Here is a 20,686-nt window from a genome sequence, read left to right on the forward strand (position 1 = left end):
ATTTGCTATCAAATAGCATATAATTATGGAAGAATTGAAGAATAGCGAGGTCTCCCAATGATTGATGCAAAGGTAATTGTTGAAAAAATGAAAAACCAGAAAATAAATTATGATCGAGTACTACAAAAAATGATCCAACAATGGCAACAAGAAGAAACTCGACCCAAAATATTAATCCATACTTGTTGTGCTCCTTGCAGCACACATACGTTAGAATTTATGTGCCAATTTGCAGAGGTTACTTTATTTTTTTCAAATTCTAATATCCATCCTAAAAATGAATATTTAAGAAGACTCCATGAACAAAAGCGATTTGTTGATCAGTTTAACGAGCAAACCAATCATCATGTTCAGCTGATCGTTGATGATTACCGCCCCAGCGAGTTTAATAAAATGGTCATTACGCAAGGCCTTACGGAAGAAAAAGAAGGTGGCGCAAGATGTAGTGCCTGTTTTAATATGCGTTTAGACCTGGTAGCACAAAAAGCCCAAGAACTTGGTTATGATTATTTTGGGAGTGCATTAACGATCTCACCCAAGAAAAATGCTGCTCTGATCAACCAAATCGGGATGGATATCCAAAAAATTTATGGAACTCATTACTTACCAAGTGATTTTAAGAAAAATAAAGGATATGAGCGATCGATCCAGATGTGTAAAGAGTATGACATTTTTCGTCAGTGTTACTGTGGCTGTGTCTTTGCAGCTAAACAGCAAGGTTGTGATTTAAAGAAAATAAACCAAGAAGCAAAGGATTATTTAGCAAGTTCAAAAATTTCAATTAATTAGCTCTATTATAAAATTTTCAAGAAAACGTAAGAAAAAAATAAGAAATTTATGTTAAGTATAATTAAGTGTCAAAATAAAAGCGATTGATTCGATTGAAAATGAATATTCAGTTTGGTGGAAAAATGAATTTTAGACCAAGCATAAAAAATAATAGTGATGAAAAATAAAACATAAAGGAAGAGATATGATGCGAAAAGTAGCACCTATTTTGAAACCAATAGCAGTCTTAACTATTTCAACAATCGTTGCTACTGCGACCGGTGTTGTCAACAGCTCAAGTTATCGTACCCCTAGTTCAAGTTCGGTGGAAGAAACAACACCAACATCAACACCAGAGACCACATCTAATGAAACGTCGACAACACTGGATCAGACGAATGATTCATCGAGCACATGGGAAGAAAATACGAGTTCAACCAATGAAAATACGTATTCTACAGAGCAACCAAGTAGTTCGAAAGAAAAGTCTGACAAGCAAGGAAGCAGTTCATCCGAAACCAGTGATACGAATGCGATCAATGGAGGAAATCATACAGAACCAAGCTCAAGTTCGTCAACAGTACCAAGTAATACGACACCAAGTACTGAAGGACAAGATAGTGGAGAGGCTACCGTGAAAAATGTAACGCCAACCCAAAATACAGATGGGAAGCAAGTGTATAATCAGCAAGCAGGTGATTCACAATGACAATTTTATTAGATATTATCAATAGCGTGCATAAGTTTTTAGGTTATTTAGATATTAGTCCTAAATATTTAAATCGAGGCTATACGATTTTAAGTGTGATCCCAACGATGTATCTTTTACGGATTATTTATGGACTTTGGCAAAACCAAAATTACTTACAATTTTTCTTGTATGGAATCGGCTTTTTAGTGTTAGTGTATTTTATCATTTTGAATGTGTTTTATTACTTTCTGGATAAGAATACCAAAGCGGATGTGACACAATTGTTTGTCAAATATTTACCGGAAGAAGCATTCAATATTCAAACAGAAGAAGCGATGCTGAATAGCGGTGCAATCGACAAAGTGAACACGAAAGAAGTCAGTGTTTCTTATGATGAAGATTATCAATTGCGATTAGCTGAAAACATGCGTTATTTAATCGGGAATGGTGAGATTAAAACAAATGATCTAGGAAGAATGGATGGCTATCTTGTGGATCGTAACACACTTTATCCTTATTATTACGTTAAAAAAGTAGCAGAAAAAGAATATCAGTTGAGTATTGGGCGCAGCTACTCGGATTTAGCCCCTGTTGGAACGATTCTTATGGATTCGGCGGATGAAAAGCTCGAACCAGTTGGGTTGTTTATTGTAGGTGGTGACTTCGTCAAAGAAGGCTTAAGGTATCATGAGCCTTATCGTTTAAAACTTATCGTGAAAAAAGAACAACCAGAAAATGAAGCAATGGTTTACAGTAGAAGTCAACGAAGAAAGCATTCACGAAGTTAATGGATCACGTTGATCAAGACAGGTTGGAAAATTGTGGATGAAAAATGACAGAATCTCCCTTTGAATAATAAAAGAAAAAAATAGAGTTATACGTGATGTATTCTTATTCTTTCCTTTACTTTCTAAAAAAGGTAAAATAAAAAAGAACAATAAAAAAATCAATTGAATAATACGAAGAGAAAACAAAAGTAAAGCGGGAGGTATGTTGTGAAAGAATTTTTTAAAAATTGGGGTATTTTGATCGTAGTACTAGCAGCTATTTTATTAGCTCGGGTCTATGTATTTACGCCAGTTACCGTTAATGGACATTCAATGGATCCGACGTTGAGTGATGGTCAACGATTGATCTCGTCGAAAATCTCAAAGTATGAACGCTTTGATATTATCACGACGAAAGAACCTGGAGATGAAGAACGAATGATCGTTAAACGAATCATTGGCATGCCGGGCGATACCGTGAAAATGGAAAATGATCAATTGACGATTAATGGTAAAAAATATAATGAGTCTTATTTAAATGAGTTTAAAAAAGATTTTGCGAAAGATAAATTGCAGAATGAATATTCTTACAGTGAAGCTTTCCAAGCACAGGCTGAAAATTCGCAGCATTTCACAAGTGATTTTGAATATGTCGTGCCCAAAGGAAAATATTTAGTTTTAGGAGATAATCGTTTGATCTCTAAAGATAGCCGAATATTTGGTTTGGTGGATGCAGACATGATTCAAGGAAAAGTAGTTTTCCGTTACTGGCCTTTGAACGAAATCAAAATCTTTTAAGTCTCTTTCTGAGTAGGTATCAGAAAGAGCATGAGCAAAAATGTAGGCAACAGTGGTCATGACCAAGTTGTCTAGCCCAGAAAATAAGCCACAGAATCCGAAATAGTCTTTCCTATTTTAAGGATTTTGTGGCTTATTTTTTATTTTTTTCCGCTAGCAAAAAACAAAGAAGCATCTTGGTTCATGAATAAATTTTTACCAGAGTGAAAAGTGTAGATATTCGTGGAATGAAACCCAATTTGTTCAAGTAGAGCCATAAGTGCTTCATGGTCAAACCCATTATGGACTTTTGGATGGTTGATCGCATCATTGTGATCAAAATCAATGATCAAAAGTTGACCGTTTGGCGTAAGCATGTGGTAGAGTTTTTCTAAGATCAAACGTGTGTTAGGAATATGCAGTAGGACTAATGACATCAAAATAAGATCTACTTTTTGATCGATTTTTTGATCGATAGATTCGGTTGTGGCATCGAACGTTACCGAAGAGACGTTTGTTAATCCGCTAGTCTTAATTTTGTCTTCAGCAATTGTTAGCATCGCATCAGAGGAATCAACTAGAAGAAGTTGCTTGAATCGGTCAGCTAAAGATAACGAAACCAAACCGGTACCTCCGCCATAATCCATAAAAGTCAGTTCTTTGGTGGAAGAAGGTAGTTGAGAAATTAGTTCGTCTTGAATAATTTTTGCTAGTGCTTTTCTTTCGGGAGTATCATAATGGTTTGCGATTTGATTGAAGATTTCTGACATAAGGTCACTCCTGACTTCATAAGTTAGATGAATTTTATTAAGTATAGCAAAAAAATCTGTTTTCCCAAACCACTAGTTGATCTTGAAGAATTGAAAGACACGCAGCTATTGTTTTAAATGTATGAGTGTTTTAATCTAAAGTAACGTTTTTACCAGATGAAAAATTCTCACTGTAAAAAATAATGAAAATCAAGTATAATACCATAGGAACAAACTGGAAGGTGAGCAAGTAAATGGCACAACTATTTTTTAAGTATGGCGCAATGAATAGCGGCAAGACAATTGAGATCTTAAAAGTCGCACATAATTATGAAGAACAGAATAAACCAGTTGTCTTGATGACAAGTGGGATCGATACCAGAGATGGTGTTGGTGTTGTCTCTAGTCGTATTGGGTTAAAAAGAGAAGCCACGCCGATTTTTGAAGAAACAGATGTCTTTGATGTCATTTTTCAAATGGAGGATAAGCCATATTGTATATTGATCGACGAGGCGCAATTTTTAAAGAAAAAACACGTAATTGCGTTTACGAAAATTGTTGATGAATTAAACATTCCGGTGATGGCATTTGGTTTGAAGAATGATTTTAGAAATGAGTTATTTGAAGGATCAAAATATCTATTGCTTTATGCAGACAAAATCGAAGAGATGAAAACGATCTGTTGGTTCTGCCATAAGAAAGCAATCATGAATTTACATTATATCGATGGTCAACCAGTTTACGAGGGGGATCAGGTACAAATTGGTGGAAATGAAGCCTATTACCCCGTTTGTCGGAAACACTATTTTGAACCATCAATTATGACAGAAGGAGAATAAAGATGTACGATCAATTACAAGCAATTGAAGACCGTTATGAAGAACTGGGCGAGCTATTAAGCGATCCAGAAGTAATTTCAGATACGAAACGTTTTATGCAATTGTCAAAAGAAGAAGCAAACACTCGTGAAACTGTTGATGTCTACCGTCGTTACAAAGATGTCGTCCAAGGGATCAAAGATACAGAAGAGCTGTTAGGTGAAAAGTTGGATGATGAAATGGCTGAAATGGCCAAAGAAGAATTATCTGATTTGAAAAAAGAAAAAGAAGAATTAGAAGAAAAAATCAAAATCTTATTACTACCAAAGGACCCGAACGATGATAAAAACATCATCATGGAAATCCGCGGGGCAGCAGGTGGAGATGAAGCAGCGTTATTTGCTGGTGACTTATTCAACATGTATCAGAAATATGCAGAATCACAAGGTTGGAAAACGGAAGTGATGGAGGCAAGTATTACTGGTATCGGTGGCTATAAAGAAGTCATCATGATGATCTCTGGAGAAAATGTCTATTCAAAATTAAAATATGAAAGTGGTGCGCATCGTGTACAACGAGTGCCATCTACAGAATCACAAGGACGAATCCACACATCAACAGCAACCGTTGTGGTCATGCCAGAAGCAGAAGAAGTAGAAATCGATATTGAAGATAAAGATATCAGAACAGATATCTATCATGCATCAGGGGCTGGCGGTCAGCACGTCAATAAAACAGCATCGGCAGTTCGTCTAACTCATTTACCTACTGGAATTGTGGTAGCAATGCAAGATGAACGTTCACAGCTGAAAAACCGTGAAAAAGCCATGAAGATTTTACGTGCCCGTGTCTATGATAAAATTCAACAAGAAGCACAAAGTGAATACGATGCAAACCGTAAATCAGCCGTTGGAACGGGTGATCGCTCTGAGCGGATCCGTACGTATAATTTCCCGCAAAACCGTGTGACTGACCATCGTATTGGTTTAACTATCCAAAAATTAGATCAAATCCTTGCTGGAAAAATGGATGAGATCGTGGATGCGTTGATCATGTATGACCAAACATCAAAATTGGAAGAAATGCAAAATGGGTAAGACCACGTATTTAGAAGTCCTATCACGGGCTTCTTCTTTTTTAGAAGATCATGGAAAAGAAGGTCATAGTATCCAATTTCTTTTTCTTGAACGTAAAGGCTGGCAAAAACTTGATTGGTTGTTGCAGATGAATGAGCCCATTTCTAGCGAAGATCAACAGATGATCGAACAAGATCTGGAGCATTTGATGAACAATTATCCGCCTCAATATTTGTTGGGATATGCTGACTTTTATGGTCACCGCCTAAAAGTGACACAGGACACTTTGATCCCTAGACCGGAAACAGAAGAATTAGTTGAACGATGTTTGCAAGAAACGTCAGAACAAAACTTGAAGGTCATAGATATTGGAACAGGAACAGGGGCAATTGCGATCAGTTTAAAAGCTGAAAGAAAGAACTGGGACGTTTCGGCTGTGGACTTATCTCCAGCAGCTCTTTCAGTAGCGAAAGAGAATGCGCAACAAGCTGGACTGGCGATCCATTTTTATCATGGAGATACACTAGCACCGGTCAGTGATCAAACCTTTGACGTCATTATTTCCAACCCGCCGTATATTCGTTTCGATGAATGGGAATTGATGGATGAAAGTGTTCGGACATTTGAACCTAAAATGGCATTATTTGCCGAAGATGAAGGATTAGCCATCTATAAAAAAATAGCAAAAGAAGCAAAACAATGTTTGAAACCAGAGGGAAAACTATTTTTGGAAATAGGATTTAGCCAAGGGGAGATCGTGAAACAAATCTTTCAAACGGCATTCCCCAATAAACAAGTAAGTATTCATAAAGATTTATTTGGAAATGAACGAATAGTTTCTGTGATGAGCTGATTGTGGATGAAAAATATTTTTTATGTTTTTTTATCATAAAAAAACATTGATTTTACAAGGATGAAAACGAGTTATTGACTTATCAACATACTTATCCACTATTGACAAAATAGTTATCAACACTCTGTTGATAACATGAGGATAAAGTAGAATAAATCAAGCATATTGAAAAATGAGGGTGTGGATAGACTGTGGAAACAAACTATTATCATGAAGAACAATTATCAGAAGCAGCACAAGCATTAAAAAGTGGCGAACTCGTTGCTTTTCCAACTGAAACTGTCTATGGACTAGGCGCTAATGCACTTTTGCCTGAAGCGGTAACCGAAGTGTTTTCGGTCAAAGGTCGTCCACAAGATAATCCTTTGATTGTCCATGTTTCATCGTTTGAGCAAGTAAAACAATTTGTGGATAACTTTCATCCTTTAACGGAAAAAATCGTCAATCATTTCTGGCCAGGTCCCTTAACACTTATTTTTGAGATCAAAAAAGGGTCTTTACCACCTATTGTAACAGGTGGGTTATCCACAGCTGCTTTTCGTATGCCAGATAACAAAAAAACACTTGAAGTCATCCAATTAGCTGGTATACCAATTGTTGGTCCTAGTGCGAATACTTCGGGAAAACCTAGTCCAACGACTGCGGAACATGTCTACCATGATTTAAAAGGAAAAATCAATGGGATCATTGATGATGGTGCAACCCGAATTGGTGTGGAATCAACCGTGATCGATCTCAGTGATCCGGATCGTGAACCCATGATTTTACGTCCAGGAGCGGTGACCAAAGAACAGCTTGAAAAAGTGATCGGTGGAAAGGTAGCCGTTGATCGTCATTTAGTCCAAAGTACTGAAACACCTAAATCACCAGGAATGAAATATAAGCACTATTCGCCTGATACGCAAGTCATGATGGTCCAAGAAAATGATTGGGAAGCCGCTGTAAAATGGGCGAAAGAAGAACATTTGCGTGTTGGAGTAATTGCAGGTCCTAAAATTGCTGAAGCTGTTCGTTTTGATGTAGCAGCAGTCTACATGTATTTTGATGATTCAGTAGAAGCCGCTACGAAAGGATTATTTGCAGGATTACGTGGGTTAGATGAGAAGAACCTTGGACTTGATATGATCTTTGTTGCAGTATTTCCAGAAGAAGGTCTGGGAAATGCTTATATGAATCGCTTAAAAAAATCAGCGGGACAAAAATATTTTGAAAAAAGAACGTAGGTAGCTTGTACCCATACTTTATTATGATACAATGCAATAAAGTAAACTCTACTTGAATAAATTTGAATAAAACTGAGAGATCATGTTCAAAAGAGAAAGAATCAGCAATCATTCGTGAGATATAGCTTTTTACAGCGATCTGAATGACCAGTTAAGGATTTTAGCTGATCGTGCATAGATTGCTAGTTGATTCATGATTTCTTAGTAAACAATAAGAAGGAGCTGTTGTGTGTGGTAGACTACAAAACGTTTGACCCAGATTTATGGGCAGCAATCGCAAAAGAAGAAGAAAGACAAGAAAATAATTTGGAACTTATCGCTTCCGAAAATTTTGTCTCTGAAGCAGTGATGGCGGCTCAAGGAAGTATCTTGACAAATAAATATGCAGAAGGTTACCCTGGGCATCGTTATTATGGTGGCTGTGAATTTGTCGATATCGTCGAAAGTTTAGCGATTGATCGTGCAAAAGAATTATTCGGTGCAAAATTTGTCAATGTTCAACCTCATTCTGGTTCACAAGCGAACACGGCAGCATATCTTGCTTTAGTAGAACCTGGTGACACGATTTTAGGGATGGATCTTTCAGCAGGTGGACATTTGACTCATGGTTCTCCTGTGAACTTTAGTGGAAAAACGTACCATTTTGTAGCCTATGGTGTTGATCCAACAACAGAAGTCATTGATTACAATGTTGTGCGGATTTTAGCTAGAAAACATCAACCAAAATTGATCGTTGCCGGAGCAAGTGCCTATGGTAGAATCATTGATTTTGAAAAATTTAGAGAAATCGCTGATGAAGTTGGTGCGAAATTAATGGTTGATATGGCACATATCGCTGGCTTAGTTGCAGCTGGTGTCCATCCAAGTCCAATCCCTTATGCGGACATTACTACGACAACCACTCATAAAACATTACGTGGACCACGTGGTGGTATGATTTTGACCAATAATGAAGAATTAGCGAAAAAAATCAATAGTGCAGTTTTCCCTGGCATCCAAGGTGGACCACTAGAGCATGTCATTGCAGGGAAAGCAGCAGCATTCAAAGAAGCATTGACACCTGAATTTAAAGAATACAGTGAACAGATTATTGCTAATGCCAAAGCGATGGCAAAAGTCTTCAATCAAGCAATCGGTACAAGAGTGGTCTCTGGCGCAACGGATAATCATTTAGTTTTAATCGATGTCCGTGGATTAGAGTTAAACGGGAAAGAAGCCGAAAGTATTTTAGATAGTGTGAATATTACGGTTAACAAAAATTCAATTCCATTTGAAACACTTAGCCCGTTCAAGACTAGCGGTATCCGTATCGGTACTCCAGCAATTACTACAAGAGGCTTCAAAGAAGAAGATGCTGCGAAGGTGGCGGAATTGATCGTCAAAGCTTTACAAGCCAAAGAGAATGAAGCCGAATTAGCTGAAGTCAAAGCTGGTGTGCGTGAATTGACTGAAAAATATCCTTTATATAATAAATAAAAGGAATAATCACTACAAAACGAGTCGCTTAACGCAAGAAGTACCATCAGCAGACATAAAAAAGCAACTGTTCCAAAATTCTTAGTTTGCTGAAATTTACTGTGTATTAAAAATAATCCGAAGAATCCAAAATCGCTTCTCCTGTTTTTGGAATTCTTTGGATTATTTTTTGAAATGGCTTATTGTGTGTAGATACTTTTTCAAGGGAAAGTTGTTGGAATCGCTTCTTTTGGGTGTTTTAGTTTTATTTAGGCAAAAGTGTTCTTCTATCGATGCAGCACGAATACATTGGTGAGATCTATTTAAAATAGGCTGAGATATAGGATTGAGATGGATTAGGTGTGGAAGTGTTGAGGTTTTGTTTTAATGATTGGATAAACTAAGACGCAGGTACTGGGGGAAGTATGGGGAATGCTTATGTTTACTGAGTTTGAGAGAAAACAAACAAACTGATTTTTTGACTTTTTCATTGGGGCTCACTAGTATATGAGGTGTAATTTGGCTTTTTATTATAATCTAGGGAGGAACCATGATGACCGAACGAATCTCATTAGAAAAAGCAGCAATCGAATTTAGTGATGCAAATGCTCCCCACCCAAGAATCTACGAATTACCACCTGAAGAAGGACGAGCGCTATTAGAAAAAGTCCAAGAATCGCCCGTTGATAAACTACCAGTCGACATTGAAGATTTAACGGTTGATACTGGTCAATGGGGGTCCATCAACGTTCGTTTTGTCCGTCCAGAAGGAAATACTGATAAATTACCAGTGATTTTCTATATTCATGGAGCTGGTTGGGTTTTTGGTAGCGCACAAACTCATGACAAGTTGATTCGTGAATTAGCCGTTCGCACGAACTCGGTCGTCGTTTTTCCAGAGTACAGCCGCTCGCCGGAAGCAAAATATCCAACAGCGATCGAACAAAGCTATGCAGTCTTACAAAAGCTAAGTGAACTAGCGGAATCAAAAGGGTTAGATTTATCTGAATTAGCGGTAGCGGGCGATTCAGTTGGAGGTAATATGGCAACTGTAATGACTATTTTAACCAAAGAACGCCAAGGGGTGCCCATCCAAAAACAACTTTTGTTTTATCCGGTGACGGATGCCAATTTCACTACTGATTCTTATCAAGAATTTGCCGAAAACTATTTTTTAACAAAAGAAGGAATGAAATGGTTTTGGGACCAATATACAACTGATGATTCAGAGCGCTCAGAAATCACAGCATCACCATTACGAGCGACTTCTGAAGAGTTGGCAGACTTACCACCAGCTTTGATTTTAACTGGTGAAGCGGATGTTTTAAGAGACGAAGGAGAAGCTTATGCTCGGAAGTTACGTGATGCAGGTGTGGCAGTCACCCAGGTTCGTTTTCAAGGGATGATCCACGATTTTGTGATGGTCAATTCATTGGACCAAACCGATGCTACCAGAGCAGCGATGCTTTTAGCGACTCAGTGGTTACAGCAGGATCGATGATCCTATTTATATAACCAGATATATGTAATATTAATCTGACTAAAAGACAGTAAAAATAACAAAAAAATTCATTGTTCAAAGCTTTTTTGTTATTTTTTACTGCTTTTTTTTATTTTTGATTACTGTTGTTTTATTTATTTTATTTTCTTTTGAAAAGTTGTTGGTTTGACTAGTCAATTGGGTCTTTTTGTTTTACAATTAAAAAGAAACGACAGAACAAAGGAGACCAGAAAAATGGGCAAATTCCAAGTAATCGACCATCCATTGATCCAACATAAACTAACTATTATTCGTGACAAAGACTGTGGAACAAAAGTTTTCCGTGAGGTTGTCGACGAAATTGCTATGTTGATGGCATATGAAGTATCACGTGACATGCCATTAGAAGATATCGTAATCGAAACACCGATTACAGAAACAACTCAAAAAACGTTATCTGGTAAAAAAGTAGCGATCATTCCGATTCTACGAGCAGGTATTGGGATGGTTGACGGTATTTTAGAATTGATCCCAGCTGCGAAAGTCGGACATATCGGGTTATACCGTGACGAAGAAACATTTGAACCTCATGAATATTTCGTAAAATTACCTGAAGATATCGATGCACGACAATTATTTGTTGTTGACCCAATGTTAGCGACAGGTGGCTCAGCGATCATGGCGATCGATGCATTAAAAGAACGTGGCGCTTCAAATATCAAATTTGTTTGTCTAGTAGCTGCTCCAGAGGGTGTAAAAGCTTTACAAGAAGCACATCCAGATATTGACATCTACACAGCTGCATTAGATGAAAAATTGAATGAACACGGCTACATCGTTCCAGGTCTAGGCGATGCAGGGGACCGTTTATTTGGTACGAAATAAAAATAATAAACGCTAAGGCACCAAACCATAGTAGGATTTCTTATTCTATTATGGTTTTTTGTTTGTTATTAATTCTAGTAATTTATCATGGTTTTGATAGAAAGTAGTTTATTCAAAGAATAGCTGCAAGAAGATGGATCAAAGAATATACGGAATTTGAAAAAACGGATGGAGTCTTGCGGAATCTTAAGTGAACAAGAGGAACAGCAAAAGAATAGAGGATAGTTTTTGACATCTCATAAGTCTTTATTGCTGTGAGAAAAAAACTGTTTTTTAGTTAGAGAGAACAATAGGCACGTTTATGATCCCATGAATGGAATAAGTAATCCTAGATAGTTGATGAAATTTTTCAAATAAAAAAACCATCCCAAAAAACGCAGAGATGGTCAGTGTTAAATTTTCTTCAATTCTTTGTAATTGATGATGATTACACCTTTGCTTTGCGTCATTAAATTGGCATTTTCATCTGTTTTGTCAATTTCAACCACAGCCGAGTTTTTCAGTTGTTTTGAAATTGTTCCAGTTTGCGGTGTTCCATGAATCATAAATGTCACGTGAGTGTCGATCGTAAATTTTTCCCCAAATTCTGACGGTACGATAGTTGTATCAAATTTTCCAAACGTTGCCATTTTCATAAAACCTGCCTTTCATATCAATTATACCACGTTTTATGAAAAAAATCATGAAATAGAACGAAATTTACACTTGTGCCTTTACAAATTTTTAAAATACGTATATAATTTCATATGGAAACGCCAGCTTAGCTCAGTTGGTAGAGCAACGCACTCGTAACGCGTAGGTCGTAGGTTCGATCCCTATAGCTGGCATCATTTATAAAAGCAATGATCTCACAGATTTTTTATTTTGAGATCGTTGCTTTTTTTCGTAAGGAATTTGAAAAGTAGAGGAAGGACCATCATTAAAAATAGCGGATACGGTGATGTCTATTCTGGATCTGTTTTACTATTCAATAACTGAGAAGAAGCATCAAGATCTGGTTCTTCAACCAATTTTTAAACATCAAAATTAGTAGATTCTACTAGTTTTGATGTTTTTTTGTTGAACAAATGACAGCCGTCAAGTGCTAAAACAGATGGAATCATAAAACTGTTGAAAAATAAAGGAGTTTGGCACAACTAGAGGTTTCGTTCTTTTTTATAAAAAAACTAAGTGGGATTTCTAATAAATGTAAAATTATGGATAGGAAAAAAGCGGATAGGAAATGATTTTTTTTCTTAAATCAAGTCAATTATTTGGCACATTATTCCTTTTTTTGCTATCTAAGTCGCCTTTTTTTTTACTGTAAATATAGATTACTAATTTTTAAAATGTTATACCGATTTTTTTATTGGTTATTTATTTGTCGTTATTAATGATAGCGAACTAGTTCTGTAGTTGTATTTTTATATTGAAATAAACGATGGTCTGTATGATCTTGCTTCATGACCTTCTGATTTAAAAGTTGAAGAAATTTGACGATCAAAAAAAATTCACTTGAAATTAGTTATTTATTTTTCATATTTATATGCAAACATCAGCAAACCTTCATAATACTATTATTTTTTATTTTAAAAGTGAAAAAAATAGAAAAAAACGGAAAAAATTGGTGTTTATTCAATAAAAAACACTCTATTCTAATTATATATTTGAATTTATTTTAAATTAGGAGGGAAAAATGAAAAAGAAAAAAATTTATCAGGTATTGGTGATGGGGTTAGTTGTTGGTCAGGTTCTTACTAACGGGACAACATTTGCTTACGCAGCGACACTTGAAAGAAATCTTTTGGATGAGAGCAAGTTTTCAGATGAGCGTATGGATGCATTGAATGATCAGTATCAACCAGTTACTTATGTTTACCATAAAATAACGATAAATGAAGCGCCTAAAATTCCTAGTCAACTTCAAAATAAAGAGCTTGTTGAAACTCAAAATATAAATAAAAATGAAGTAAAACAGATCGTTTATCAAGTTCATCAGCAAATAAAACAACAAATAAAACCAACTACACAGCAACAAATAAAACAACGAAGTTTGTCAAAAACGAACGAAAAGAACCTTTCTAGCCTCTGATTCGAAATGTTTGGAATAAGATTCAATGCTCTTGAAGACTATCAGGTCTTTTGGAAAAAGAGCAAAACTGAATAATTAACATACTTCTAGTGTATTGAATTCATCTACTGGAAGTAATTAGGGAAAGGAATGGCGAAATGGATATCGTTCAGTTGCTAGATGAAAACTCAAAAATGAAAATTAAACTTCTGGAACTTATTCAGACAAAACTTGGTGAAAGAGTAGAAATCTCTTTTTTAGCGCAGAAAACAGGTATATCTAAATTTAAATTAAGTAAATTAATTCATGAGTTGAAAATGGAGCTAGAACAGAAATTATGCTTAAATGATTTTTTTGTCGTAAAGCGGGGCGTTATTCAAGTATATTCTTTTATTTGTGATGAGAACATTCTTAAATTACGTCAGCACTATTTAAATAGTTCGCTAACTTATCAGCTGCTTATTTTCCTGCTGTTTTCAAACCGACCGATTAATAAATTTACGACCGATCATTACATTTCAAATTCTTCTTTATATCTTTATAAAAAACGAATCAATAAATTGTTAGAAAAAGATCATCTCATTATTAAGAAAAATAAGATAGTAGGGAATGAATGGAAGATTCGCTCGGTAGGGTATGGCATTCTCCATAATTTGAATGGGATTGATTCCCCTTTTGCTGAGCAACAAAAAAACCAAAGTGATCGGCTTGTATTTTGGATCGAACAATTTTTTAGAATTAGAATCCGTAATAGTTTACGTTATAAATTATCTTTATTTCTATCAATCAGTGCGCTTCGGATTCAAAGAAAAGCGTATTTAGATGAAGCACATCTGACGATCAAAGTTGATCAGACCTCAATATTGGTTCAAAAACTTGCAGGAAAATTAAAGACAGAGTACCAAATATCAGATACAGTAGCAGTAAAAGAAGCTTCAGTCTTGTATGCCTATTTATATGTTAATCGGATCATTGATAAGAAGTCTTGTCTAGATTTTTCTGAACTAGATCCGACACTGTCAATTTTTAACAATAATTATTCAAGTATGCTAAAAGGTATTGCTGATTCAACTTTTGTTGATCAACGTCTGTTTAAAGTGTTATTGAAAAATGTGCAACCGATACATGAACGGTTGTTATTTATGCCCGATATCCATCATCGTTTTGGAAATATCCATAATTTTCAATTTTTAAGAGAAGAATATCCTTTATTTGATCAGAAAGTCAATGAAACCATTATGGAAACAGCTCGTTCTATTTTACTTAATGAAGAAGAAAAAGCAGATTTATACATGTATTATATGATGGAATTGATTGAAAATTTTCCCTTAGAAGCAGTTGAAGAAGCTGTTTATATTACGTTGGATTTTTCTTATGGAAAAGCGTATGAAGAGTTTATTGCAGAACATCTCCAATATTCCTTAGCTGGAAAAATAGTCATTGAAAAAGTTATTTCTTCGAAAACGGATATCTATATTTCTGACTTTCATTTAGGAAACCTTCAATGTACCCATATCTTATGGCAACGATTGCCCAACAATCATAATTGGCAAGAACTAATTAAACAAATTAAACAATGCATCAGCGAAAAAAATGTCGTAAATCAAAAGGAAACGTCCAATGTTTCCTCTACCAGCTAGTCTTTTTTCTTTTACCTGCCTATAATGTGACAGAGATTCATTCAATAGCTTTATCGGAATGTTATTGTTATGTTTAGAAGTAATGTATTTGCTAACTAGAAAAATAAAAAAAACACCTGAAATCAAACGCTCATTTCAGGTGTTTTTTTATAGAGAAAACCTTGGGCACGAAGGGAGAAAATCTCGAAATAGAAATAGCTATTCTCACAACGGTCAGTATTCACGATTTATTCTTTTTCACGAGAAACGATGGTTTGTTCTGTTTCACGTATGATATAAACGGGGCGTTGTTTGGTTTCAAGGAAAATTTTACCAATGTATTTGCCAATGATCCCTAGGCATAGTAATTGGATGCCGCCGATAAATAAAAAGATCGATACCATTGAAGGCCAGCCTGCTGTCGGGTCACCAAATAATAATGCTCGTGCAATGATAAATAAAATAGCAATTCCCGAACCAATACAAGAAAGAGCGCCAGTGAAAGAGGCGATCGTTAGTGGTGCATCTGAAAAATTGACGATTCCATCAATCGAATAATTGAATAATTTCCAAAAGGACCAAGAGGTTTCACCAGCCACTCGTTCACGGTTTTCAAAAGAAAGATATTCTGTTTTGAAACCGACCCAACTAAATAATCCTTTTGAAAAACGATTGTACTCGGTTAACTCTAAAACAGCATCAACCATCTGTCGAGTCATCAAGCGGAAATCTCTTGCACCATCTACCATTTCTGTGTCACTGATTTTATTGATCAACTGATAGAACCGTTTAGCGAAGAAACTCCGAATCACTGGTTCTCCTTCTCTTGTTGAGCGTCTCGTTCCTACGCAATCAATGTCAGTTGTTGTGATTTTTTCAATCATGAGTGGTAGTAATTCTGGAGGATCTTGTAAATCAACATCCATAACTGTGATTAGCTCCCCAGTCGAAGCTTGTAAACCCGCATAGAGGGCAGCTTCTTTTCCGAAATTTCGAGAAAAAGAAACGAATCTCACATATTCATATTTTCTCGCTAATGCTTTAATGGCTTGTAGCGTACCATCTGAGGAGCCATCATCAATAAACAAGTATTCAAACTCGTGTCCGTCTTTGAATTTTTCTACTTCATCGAAAAAAAGCGGTACAGTCTTTTCTTCGTTATAGCAAGGGACAACAATTGATATTTTCATATGATAAATCCTTTCAAGCAAATATTATTTGTTCGAACAGAATAGTAAATAAACTGTATTTTCTGTTACTTAAGTAATCATCATTTTTAGTTTATCATTAAGCTGACACTTAATAAAACTTTAAATTGCATTTTTAGCCAAAATAATACAAGATAAATAAAATAGTAGAACGGTAGAGGAGGGCAAGTCTAGTTCATTCAGGATTAGACGATGAAAATGAAAATAAATACGCCAATTGGAGAACTATGGTTAGATGCAGATCAGAATGGGTTGACGAAGGTTTCGTTTCATCCGATTGAAGAAATGGCGGTAAATGGTGCACAGGATCAAGGAAAGAAACAAGAAATCCTACTTGAAACAGAACGTCAATTGGCTGAGTACTTTGAGGGCAACCGGCAGGACTTTCAACTTCCGTTATCAATAAACACCGGCACGATTTTTCAACAAAAGGTTTGGCAAGCATTGCAAGAGATTCCTTATGGAGAACTACGCACATATAAAAAAATAGCAGAAACCATTGATCATCCCAAAGCGGTCCGAGCGATCGGACAAGCGAATCGCATGAATCCATTACCAATCGTGATTCCATGTCATCGAGTGATTGGACAAAACGGTCAATTAACCGGTTATATGGGAAATGCGGAAGCTGGCTTATTGATCAAACGTCAACTACTTGTATTAGAAAAAGCACTATCTGAATAAAAAAGAACTGGAATTATTTGACCTAAAAACCACCCCTTCGCCCTGAAATAGAAGTGACTATTTTGGGACGAAGAGGTGGTTTTAAGTCTGGGGATTTTATGAAGCCAACAAAGGCAGACCGCTTATACCAGTGGAATCCGGTAGTTATAGTGTTGTTAACCAAATGAATAGCAGCGCAGCAACAGTTTGCAGTAAACCAACTGCTAGACCATAAGATAAGAATCGAGGTCCTTCTTTCATGAATTTAGCGAAATCTAAACGTAAACCAATTGCGGCTAAAGCAGTGATTTCAAACCAATTACTAATAAAGTGAGCCCCTTTGTCGATAAAAGTTGGGAGCGTAAATAGGCTGTTGAGCAAGCAGAAAACTAAAAAGCCTAAAACATACCATGGTAATGGGAATCTTCTTTTCTTGGGACTGTCAGACGAAATCGTTTCAGCAGAAGCTGTCTTTTTTTGGATAAATTTTTCAAATAAATAGACAACAGCAACTAACATCATGATCCTTAAAATTTTAAAGAGCATGGCAAATTGAACAACTGAAGCATCAAGCAAACTGGCGCCAGCGACTACTTGTCCCACAGATTGAAGTGTTCCACCTAAAAGGGCACTTTTTTCAATTAAGTGATCTCCATATAAGTGTAAGCCAAGAAAAGGTAAAGAAAGCATCATGATCGTTCCTAATAAATTCACTAATGTAATGATCTGTCCTTTTTCTTCCTCTTCGGCATGGATCACTGGAGCGATCGCTGCAATAGCCGAAGAACCGCAAACAGCATTTCCTCCTGCCATCATCAAGGAAGCTGTATCACTAAACAACAATTTTTTGCCGATCCAATAGGCACCGACGATCGTCACACTCATTTGCAACAAGACGAAGGCAATCCCTTTAATGCCGATTTGAGCAATCGTTTGAGCCGTAACCGTTGCTCCCAATAAGAAAACGGAGCATTCCAATAATTTGCTTTCAGCGAATTTTGTTCCAATGGCTAAAGAAGGTTGTTTGAAAAAAGTATTACCTAACAAGATCCCTAATAAAATGGCGATCGTGGCAGCACCAAGCTGTGGGAGCAACAATGCGAGAAGTTTGCTCATGACTGCTACTGAAAAAGCAAGAAGTAATCCAGGTAAGATTCTTCGTGAGCCTTGATTTTTAAATTGATTAATGGTTACTTGTAGATTCATGTTCTAAAAATTCCTTTCATTATCTGTGCGCATGTTTCAGAGTTGAAAAACGGGTACTCGTATTTAGAGGACGACGACTCTGAACTCAAGAATATCCTTGATAATAGTAGCACTATTCGTTTTGATTGACAAAGTTTAAAAACGCAAAAAATCTTCTGCCTTTTTCTAAATTTGAAAAAGACAGAAGAATAACATCTTAATTAAATTTCTTTAGGGACATATTTATTTGTGTTTCCATGTTCTTTGAACAAGAAGCGGATATAATGACCTAATACATAAAGCACCATTCCAGTAGCGATTACTAATTCAACCAGTTTCAAGATCGTTAAAAAGCCAGTAGCGATCCCTAATGAATGAAAGTAATTTACAGCACAAAACATAGCAGTTGCAGAAATAACTAGTGGAAAGGTAAAAGCAGCGTAGCTTGGATAAAAATGTAGTTTAAGTAATCGTGGTAAAAGAGACAGCACGATAAAATATAAAGTTTGCGAAAGGATAAATAAGGCAACGACTAAATAAAAGGAAGGTTGCGCAAAGTTTTTCAAATAGCCAGTTAAACAAAGAGATCCCGGAGCTGCTACAATCGTGATCAATGGTAGTGTAGGATGTGCCATGTTTTTCACGAAAAATACCCGATGGATGATGATTGGCAATAAGAAAACGTAGCAAGCTAGAGATAGCCAAAAGAATAGTTGGCCAATGAATGGGAAAAAGTTTCCAGCAGTTACTGTAATTACCCCGAAACCAACATAAATAATGAACCAACTTGGATAAATGACTTCCAGTGATAAGTCCGCTTTGATTACATGATGGTAAGTAAAGTAAACAACTAAAATCACTTGTAGCAGGACAGCACCAAGCCAGATGATCCGAACGATTGGTAAGAGGTGCGTAAATGGTACAAAGTAAGTACAAATAACCATTAATGACATCGTAAAAGTCGGTGAAACCGAGGCAATGATTGGATCATGTAATGTTTGTCTCGTATGTTCAAATAATAGGAACAATTTGCTAAACATTAGGATCATGAGAATCATACTAATCCCACCAATGATATTCCCTAGATGAATCCAATGATATTCTTTAAACAGATTACCTAGCGAAGCTAAACCTAGAATGAGCCCACAAATCGGGACAGGAATAAGTTTTAAAAAATTCTTCATTAATTGAATTCTCCTTTTCATAAGATGAGTGTGTTGTCTAAAGCTCAGAACAAAATGATCAGTCAGGTGGAAAGGTTGATAGTAGGTTGCATAAATAATTATGAATGACTATTTATTGGGAAATAAACAAATCGGTAGCCCTGACTGATCATTAAGAATACAAGTAACGATCTTTTTATGTCTGAGCGAGATCGAAACATTCGTTGCTTTTCAATCTCATATATTGTGCGTTACATTTACTATTATAGTCATTTCATGATATATTTAAATCAAATAGTTGATATAGTTACTATAATAAATAATTATGGAAGTGATCGCATGCTGAAATTGTTAACAACTTTTCGTGTCGTATACGAAACAAGAAATTTTTCTCGAACAGCCGAATTACTTTTCTTATCTCAACCTGCTGTTTCAAATCAAATCAAACAGCTGGAAAGAGAATTAGGAGTAATTCTCTTTGAGCGAAATGGTCGGAAAGAAATGAAGCCGACAAAACAAGCAGATTTACTCTACGAACGAGCGTTAGTTTTATTAGAGGAGTGGCAAGAAACACAACAACAATTACTAGATGAACAAAATGAAGAAGAAGTTTGCCGAATCGTTGCTTCTCATACTTTTGCCGTCTATCTGTTACCAAAATTGTTGAAAGATTTGCTTTTGAAATATCCTAAAATTAATTTTGTGATTGCCTATGCCAATTCTCATGATGCGTTGGAACAAGTAGCAAAACACGAGGCTGACTTTGGTTTTATCGAAAAACCTTTAGAAACTTCTGGTGTTCAAAGGTTTTCATTGATGGAGGATGAACTAGTGATTGCGGGGGATCCTGACAGTCAGTTATGGTTAGTTCGAGAAACAACTTCTGGAGTTTTTCATTATACGCAACGGTATTTTGAAGAAAAAAATATCCATGGGAAAAAGTTGTTAGTAAAAAGCAACGAAGTCATTGCCGCTCTTTTAAAGGAAGGAGTGGGACGTTCGATTTTATCAAAACGTGCGGTGCCATCAGAAGTACCAACCGAGAAATTAGCGTATCATCGAAATTTTTATTTGATCCAGCGAACAAATTTAGTTTCAGAGAATTTACAAGCGATTGGTAAAGAGATCTTGAAATATAATGAACGCTATCAAAAATGATTCGTCAGAACGTTATCTGTTATCTCGATGATGGGTCTAACTGAAGAGTAGCAAGGCAGATGATTAGATAAGAATAATTTTAAGTTTTCCCAAATGTA

At 36.1% G+C, this 20,686-nt stretch carries 20 protein-coding genes and 1 tRNA gene; 16 read left to right on the forward strand and 5 right to left on the reverse strand.

Annotation, left to right across the window (positions count from 1 at the left end):
* Window positions 1-57 precede the first annotated feature (57 nt).
* The 4 genes from AB5M32_RS00065 to lepB all read left to right on the forward strand — a co-directional run bounded on the left by AB5M32_RS00065 (window position 58) and on the right by lepB (window position 3,024).
* Window positions 58-789 carry an epoxyqueuosine reductase QueH gene (locus AB5M32_RS00065; RefSeq protein ID WP_063626591.1) on the forward strand — a complete coding sequence of 244 codons (732 nt, stop codon included), beginning with the start codon at window positions 58-60 and terminating at the stop codon, window positions 787-789.
* 187 nt (window positions 790-976) lie between these two features.
* Window positions 977-1,477 (forward strand): hypothetical protein, encoded by a 501-nt coding sequence (locus AB5M32_RS00070; RefSeq protein WP_025480242.1) that lies wholly within the window; start codon window positions 977-979, stop codon window positions 1,475-1,477.
* Window positions 1,474-2,247: a DUF6681 family protein gene (locus tag AB5M32_RS00075; protein ID WP_010720002.1), complete on the forward strand. Its 774-nt coding sequence runs from the start codon at window positions 1,474-1,476 to the stop codon at window positions 2,245-2,247. The genes AB5M32_RS00070 and AB5M32_RS00075 overlap by 4 nt, the downstream gene beginning before the upstream one ends.
* A gap of 207 nt (window positions 2,248-2,454) precedes the next feature.
* Entirely contained in the window at window positions 2,455-3,024 is a 570-nt protein-coding gene (gene lepB / locus AB5M32_RS00080) for a signal peptidase I (RefSeq protein ID WP_010720001.1), read from the forward strand.
* Between the two features lie 140 nt (window positions 3,025-3,164).
* Here the strand turns inward: lepB and AB5M32_RS00085 are convergent, their stop codons facing one another.
* Complete coding sequence (locus AB5M32_RS00085; RefSeq protein WP_178286772.1) at window positions 3,165-3,773, reverse strand: class I SAM-dependent methyltransferase; 609 nt, start codon at window positions 3,771-3,773, stop codon at window positions 3,165-3,167.
* Window positions 3,774-4,006: 233 nt separating this feature from the next.
* Here AB5M32_RS00085 and AB5M32_RS00090 point away from each other — a divergent pair, with 233 nt between their 5' ends.
* From AB5M32_RS00090 to upp, 7 genes are all read left to right on the forward strand, one after another.
* Entirely contained in the window at window positions 4,007-4,591 is a 585-nt protein-coding gene (locus AB5M32_RS00090) for a thymidine kinase (protein ID WP_010719999.1), read from the forward strand.
* Window positions 4,592-4,593: 2 nt separating this feature from the next.
* The gene (prfA, locus tag AB5M32_RS00095) at window positions 4,594-5,667 is read left to right on the forward strand and encodes a peptide chain release factor 1 (RefSeq protein WP_010719998.1); all 1,074 of its coding nucleotides are present in this window, start codon (window positions 4,594-4,596) and stop codon (window positions 5,665-5,667) included.
* The gene (gene prmC, locus AB5M32_RS00100; RefSeq protein WP_178286770.1) at window positions 5,660-6,499 is read left to right on the forward strand and encodes a peptide chain release factor N(5)-glutamine methyltransferase; all 840 of its coding nucleotides are present in this window, start codon (window positions 5,660-5,662) and stop codon (window positions 6,497-6,499) included. Before prfA ends, prmC begins: the two co-directional genes overlap by 8 nt.
* Window positions 6,500-6,690: 191 nt before the next feature.
* On the forward strand, window positions 6,691-7,722 hold the full coding sequence (locus AB5M32_RS00105) for an L-threonylcarbamoyladenylate synthase (protein WP_010738400.1): 1,032 nt from the start codon (window positions 6,691-6,693) through the stop codon (window positions 7,720-7,722).
* 231 nt (window positions 7,723-7,953) lie between these two features.
* Complete coding sequence (gene glyA, locus AB5M32_RS00110) at window positions 7,954-9,198, forward strand: serine hydroxymethyltransferase (protein WP_034699610.1); 1,245 nt, start codon at window positions 7,954-7,956, stop codon at window positions 9,196-9,198.
* A gap of 532 nt (window positions 9,199-9,730) precedes the next feature.
* On the forward strand, window positions 9,731-10,678 hold the full coding sequence (locus AB5M32_RS00115) for an alpha/beta hydrolase (RefSeq protein WP_178286768.1): 948 nt from the start codon (window positions 9,731-9,733) through the stop codon (window positions 10,676-10,678).
* Between the two features lie 234 nt (window positions 10,679-10,912).
* Window positions 10,913-11,542, forward strand: a complete 630-nt coding sequence (upp, locus tag AB5M32_RS00120) for a uracil phosphoribosyltransferase (protein WP_010719993.1) — start codon at window positions 10,913-10,915, stop codon at window positions 11,540-11,542.
* A gap of 392 nt (window positions 11,543-11,934) precedes the next feature.
* Here upp and AB5M32_RS00125 read toward each other — a convergent pair whose 3' ends face one another.
* Complete coding sequence (locus tag AB5M32_RS00125) at window positions 11,935-12,177, reverse strand: hypothetical protein (RefSeq protein WP_010719992.1); 243 nt, start codon at window positions 12,175-12,177, stop codon at window positions 11,935-11,937.
* 119 nt (window positions 12,178-12,296) lie between these two features.
* Between AB5M32_RS00125 and AB5M32_RS00130 the strand changes: the two genes are divergently transcribed.
* From AB5M32_RS00130 to AB5M32_RS00140, 3 genes are all read left to right on the forward strand, one after another.
* A tRNA-Thr gene (locus AB5M32_RS00130) sits at window positions 12,297-12,369 on the forward strand.
* 848 nt (window positions 12,370-13,217) lie between these two features.
* Window positions 13,218-13,613: a hypothetical protein gene (locus AB5M32_RS00135; RefSeq protein ID WP_010719991.1), complete on the forward strand. Its 396-nt coding sequence runs from the start codon at window positions 13,218-13,220 to the stop codon at window positions 13,611-13,613.
* Window positions 13,614-13,750: 137 nt separating this feature from the next.
* A complete protein-coding gene (locus tag AB5M32_RS00140; RefSeq protein ID WP_178286766.1) occupies window positions 13,751-15,232 on the forward strand; it encodes a helix-turn-helix domain-containing protein in 1,482 nt (493 codons plus the stop codon).
* Window positions 15,233-15,459: 227 nt separating this feature from the next.
* On the opposite strand, the gene AB5M32_RS00145 is transcribed toward AB5M32_RS00140, so the two are convergent.
* The gene (locus AB5M32_RS00145; protein WP_034699620.1) at window positions 15,460-16,401 is read right to left on the reverse strand and encodes a glycosyltransferase family 2 protein; all 942 of its coding nucleotides are present in this window, start codon (window positions 16,399-16,401) and stop codon (window positions 15,460-15,462) included.
* A gap of 216 nt (window positions 16,402-16,617) precedes the next feature.
* On the opposite strand from AB5M32_RS00145, the gene AB5M32_RS00150 reads away from it, so the two are divergent.
* Window positions 16,618-17,103, forward strand: a complete 486-nt coding sequence (locus AB5M32_RS00150; RefSeq protein WP_025480241.1) for a methylated-DNA--[protein]-cysteine S-methyltransferase — start codon at window positions 16,618-16,620, stop codon at window positions 17,101-17,103.
* 144 nt (window positions 17,104-17,247) lie between these two features.
* On the opposite strand, the gene AB5M32_RS00155 is transcribed toward AB5M32_RS00150, so the two are convergent.
* Complete coding sequence (locus AB5M32_RS00155; protein WP_034866233.1) at window positions 17,248-18,288, reverse strand: YeiH family protein; 1,041 nt, start codon at window positions 18,286-18,288, stop codon at window positions 17,248-17,250.
* A 200-nt stretch (window positions 18,289-18,488) separates the two neighbouring features.
* Window positions 18,489-19,451 carry a TDT family transporter gene (locus AB5M32_RS00160; RefSeq protein ID WP_010719986.1) on the reverse strand — a complete coding sequence of 321 codons (963 nt, stop codon included), beginning with the start codon at window positions 19,449-19,451 and terminating at the stop codon, window positions 18,489-18,491.
* A gap of 318 nt (window positions 19,452-19,769) precedes the next feature.
* Between AB5M32_RS00160 and AB5M32_RS00165 the strand changes: the two genes are divergently transcribed.
* Window positions 19,770-20,588: a LysR family transcriptional regulator gene (locus AB5M32_RS00165; RefSeq protein ID WP_178286764.1), complete on the forward strand. Its 819-nt coding sequence runs from the start codon at window positions 19,770-19,772 to the stop codon at window positions 20,586-20,588.
* The last annotated feature ends 98 nt before the right edge of the window (window positions 20,589-20,686 follow it).

The sequence above is a fragment of the Enterococcus sp. C57 genome, assembly GCF_040887305.1.
GTDB classification, from domain to species: Bacteria; Bacillota; Bacilli; order Lactobacillales; family Enterococcaceae; genus Enterococcus_B; species Enterococcus_B hirae.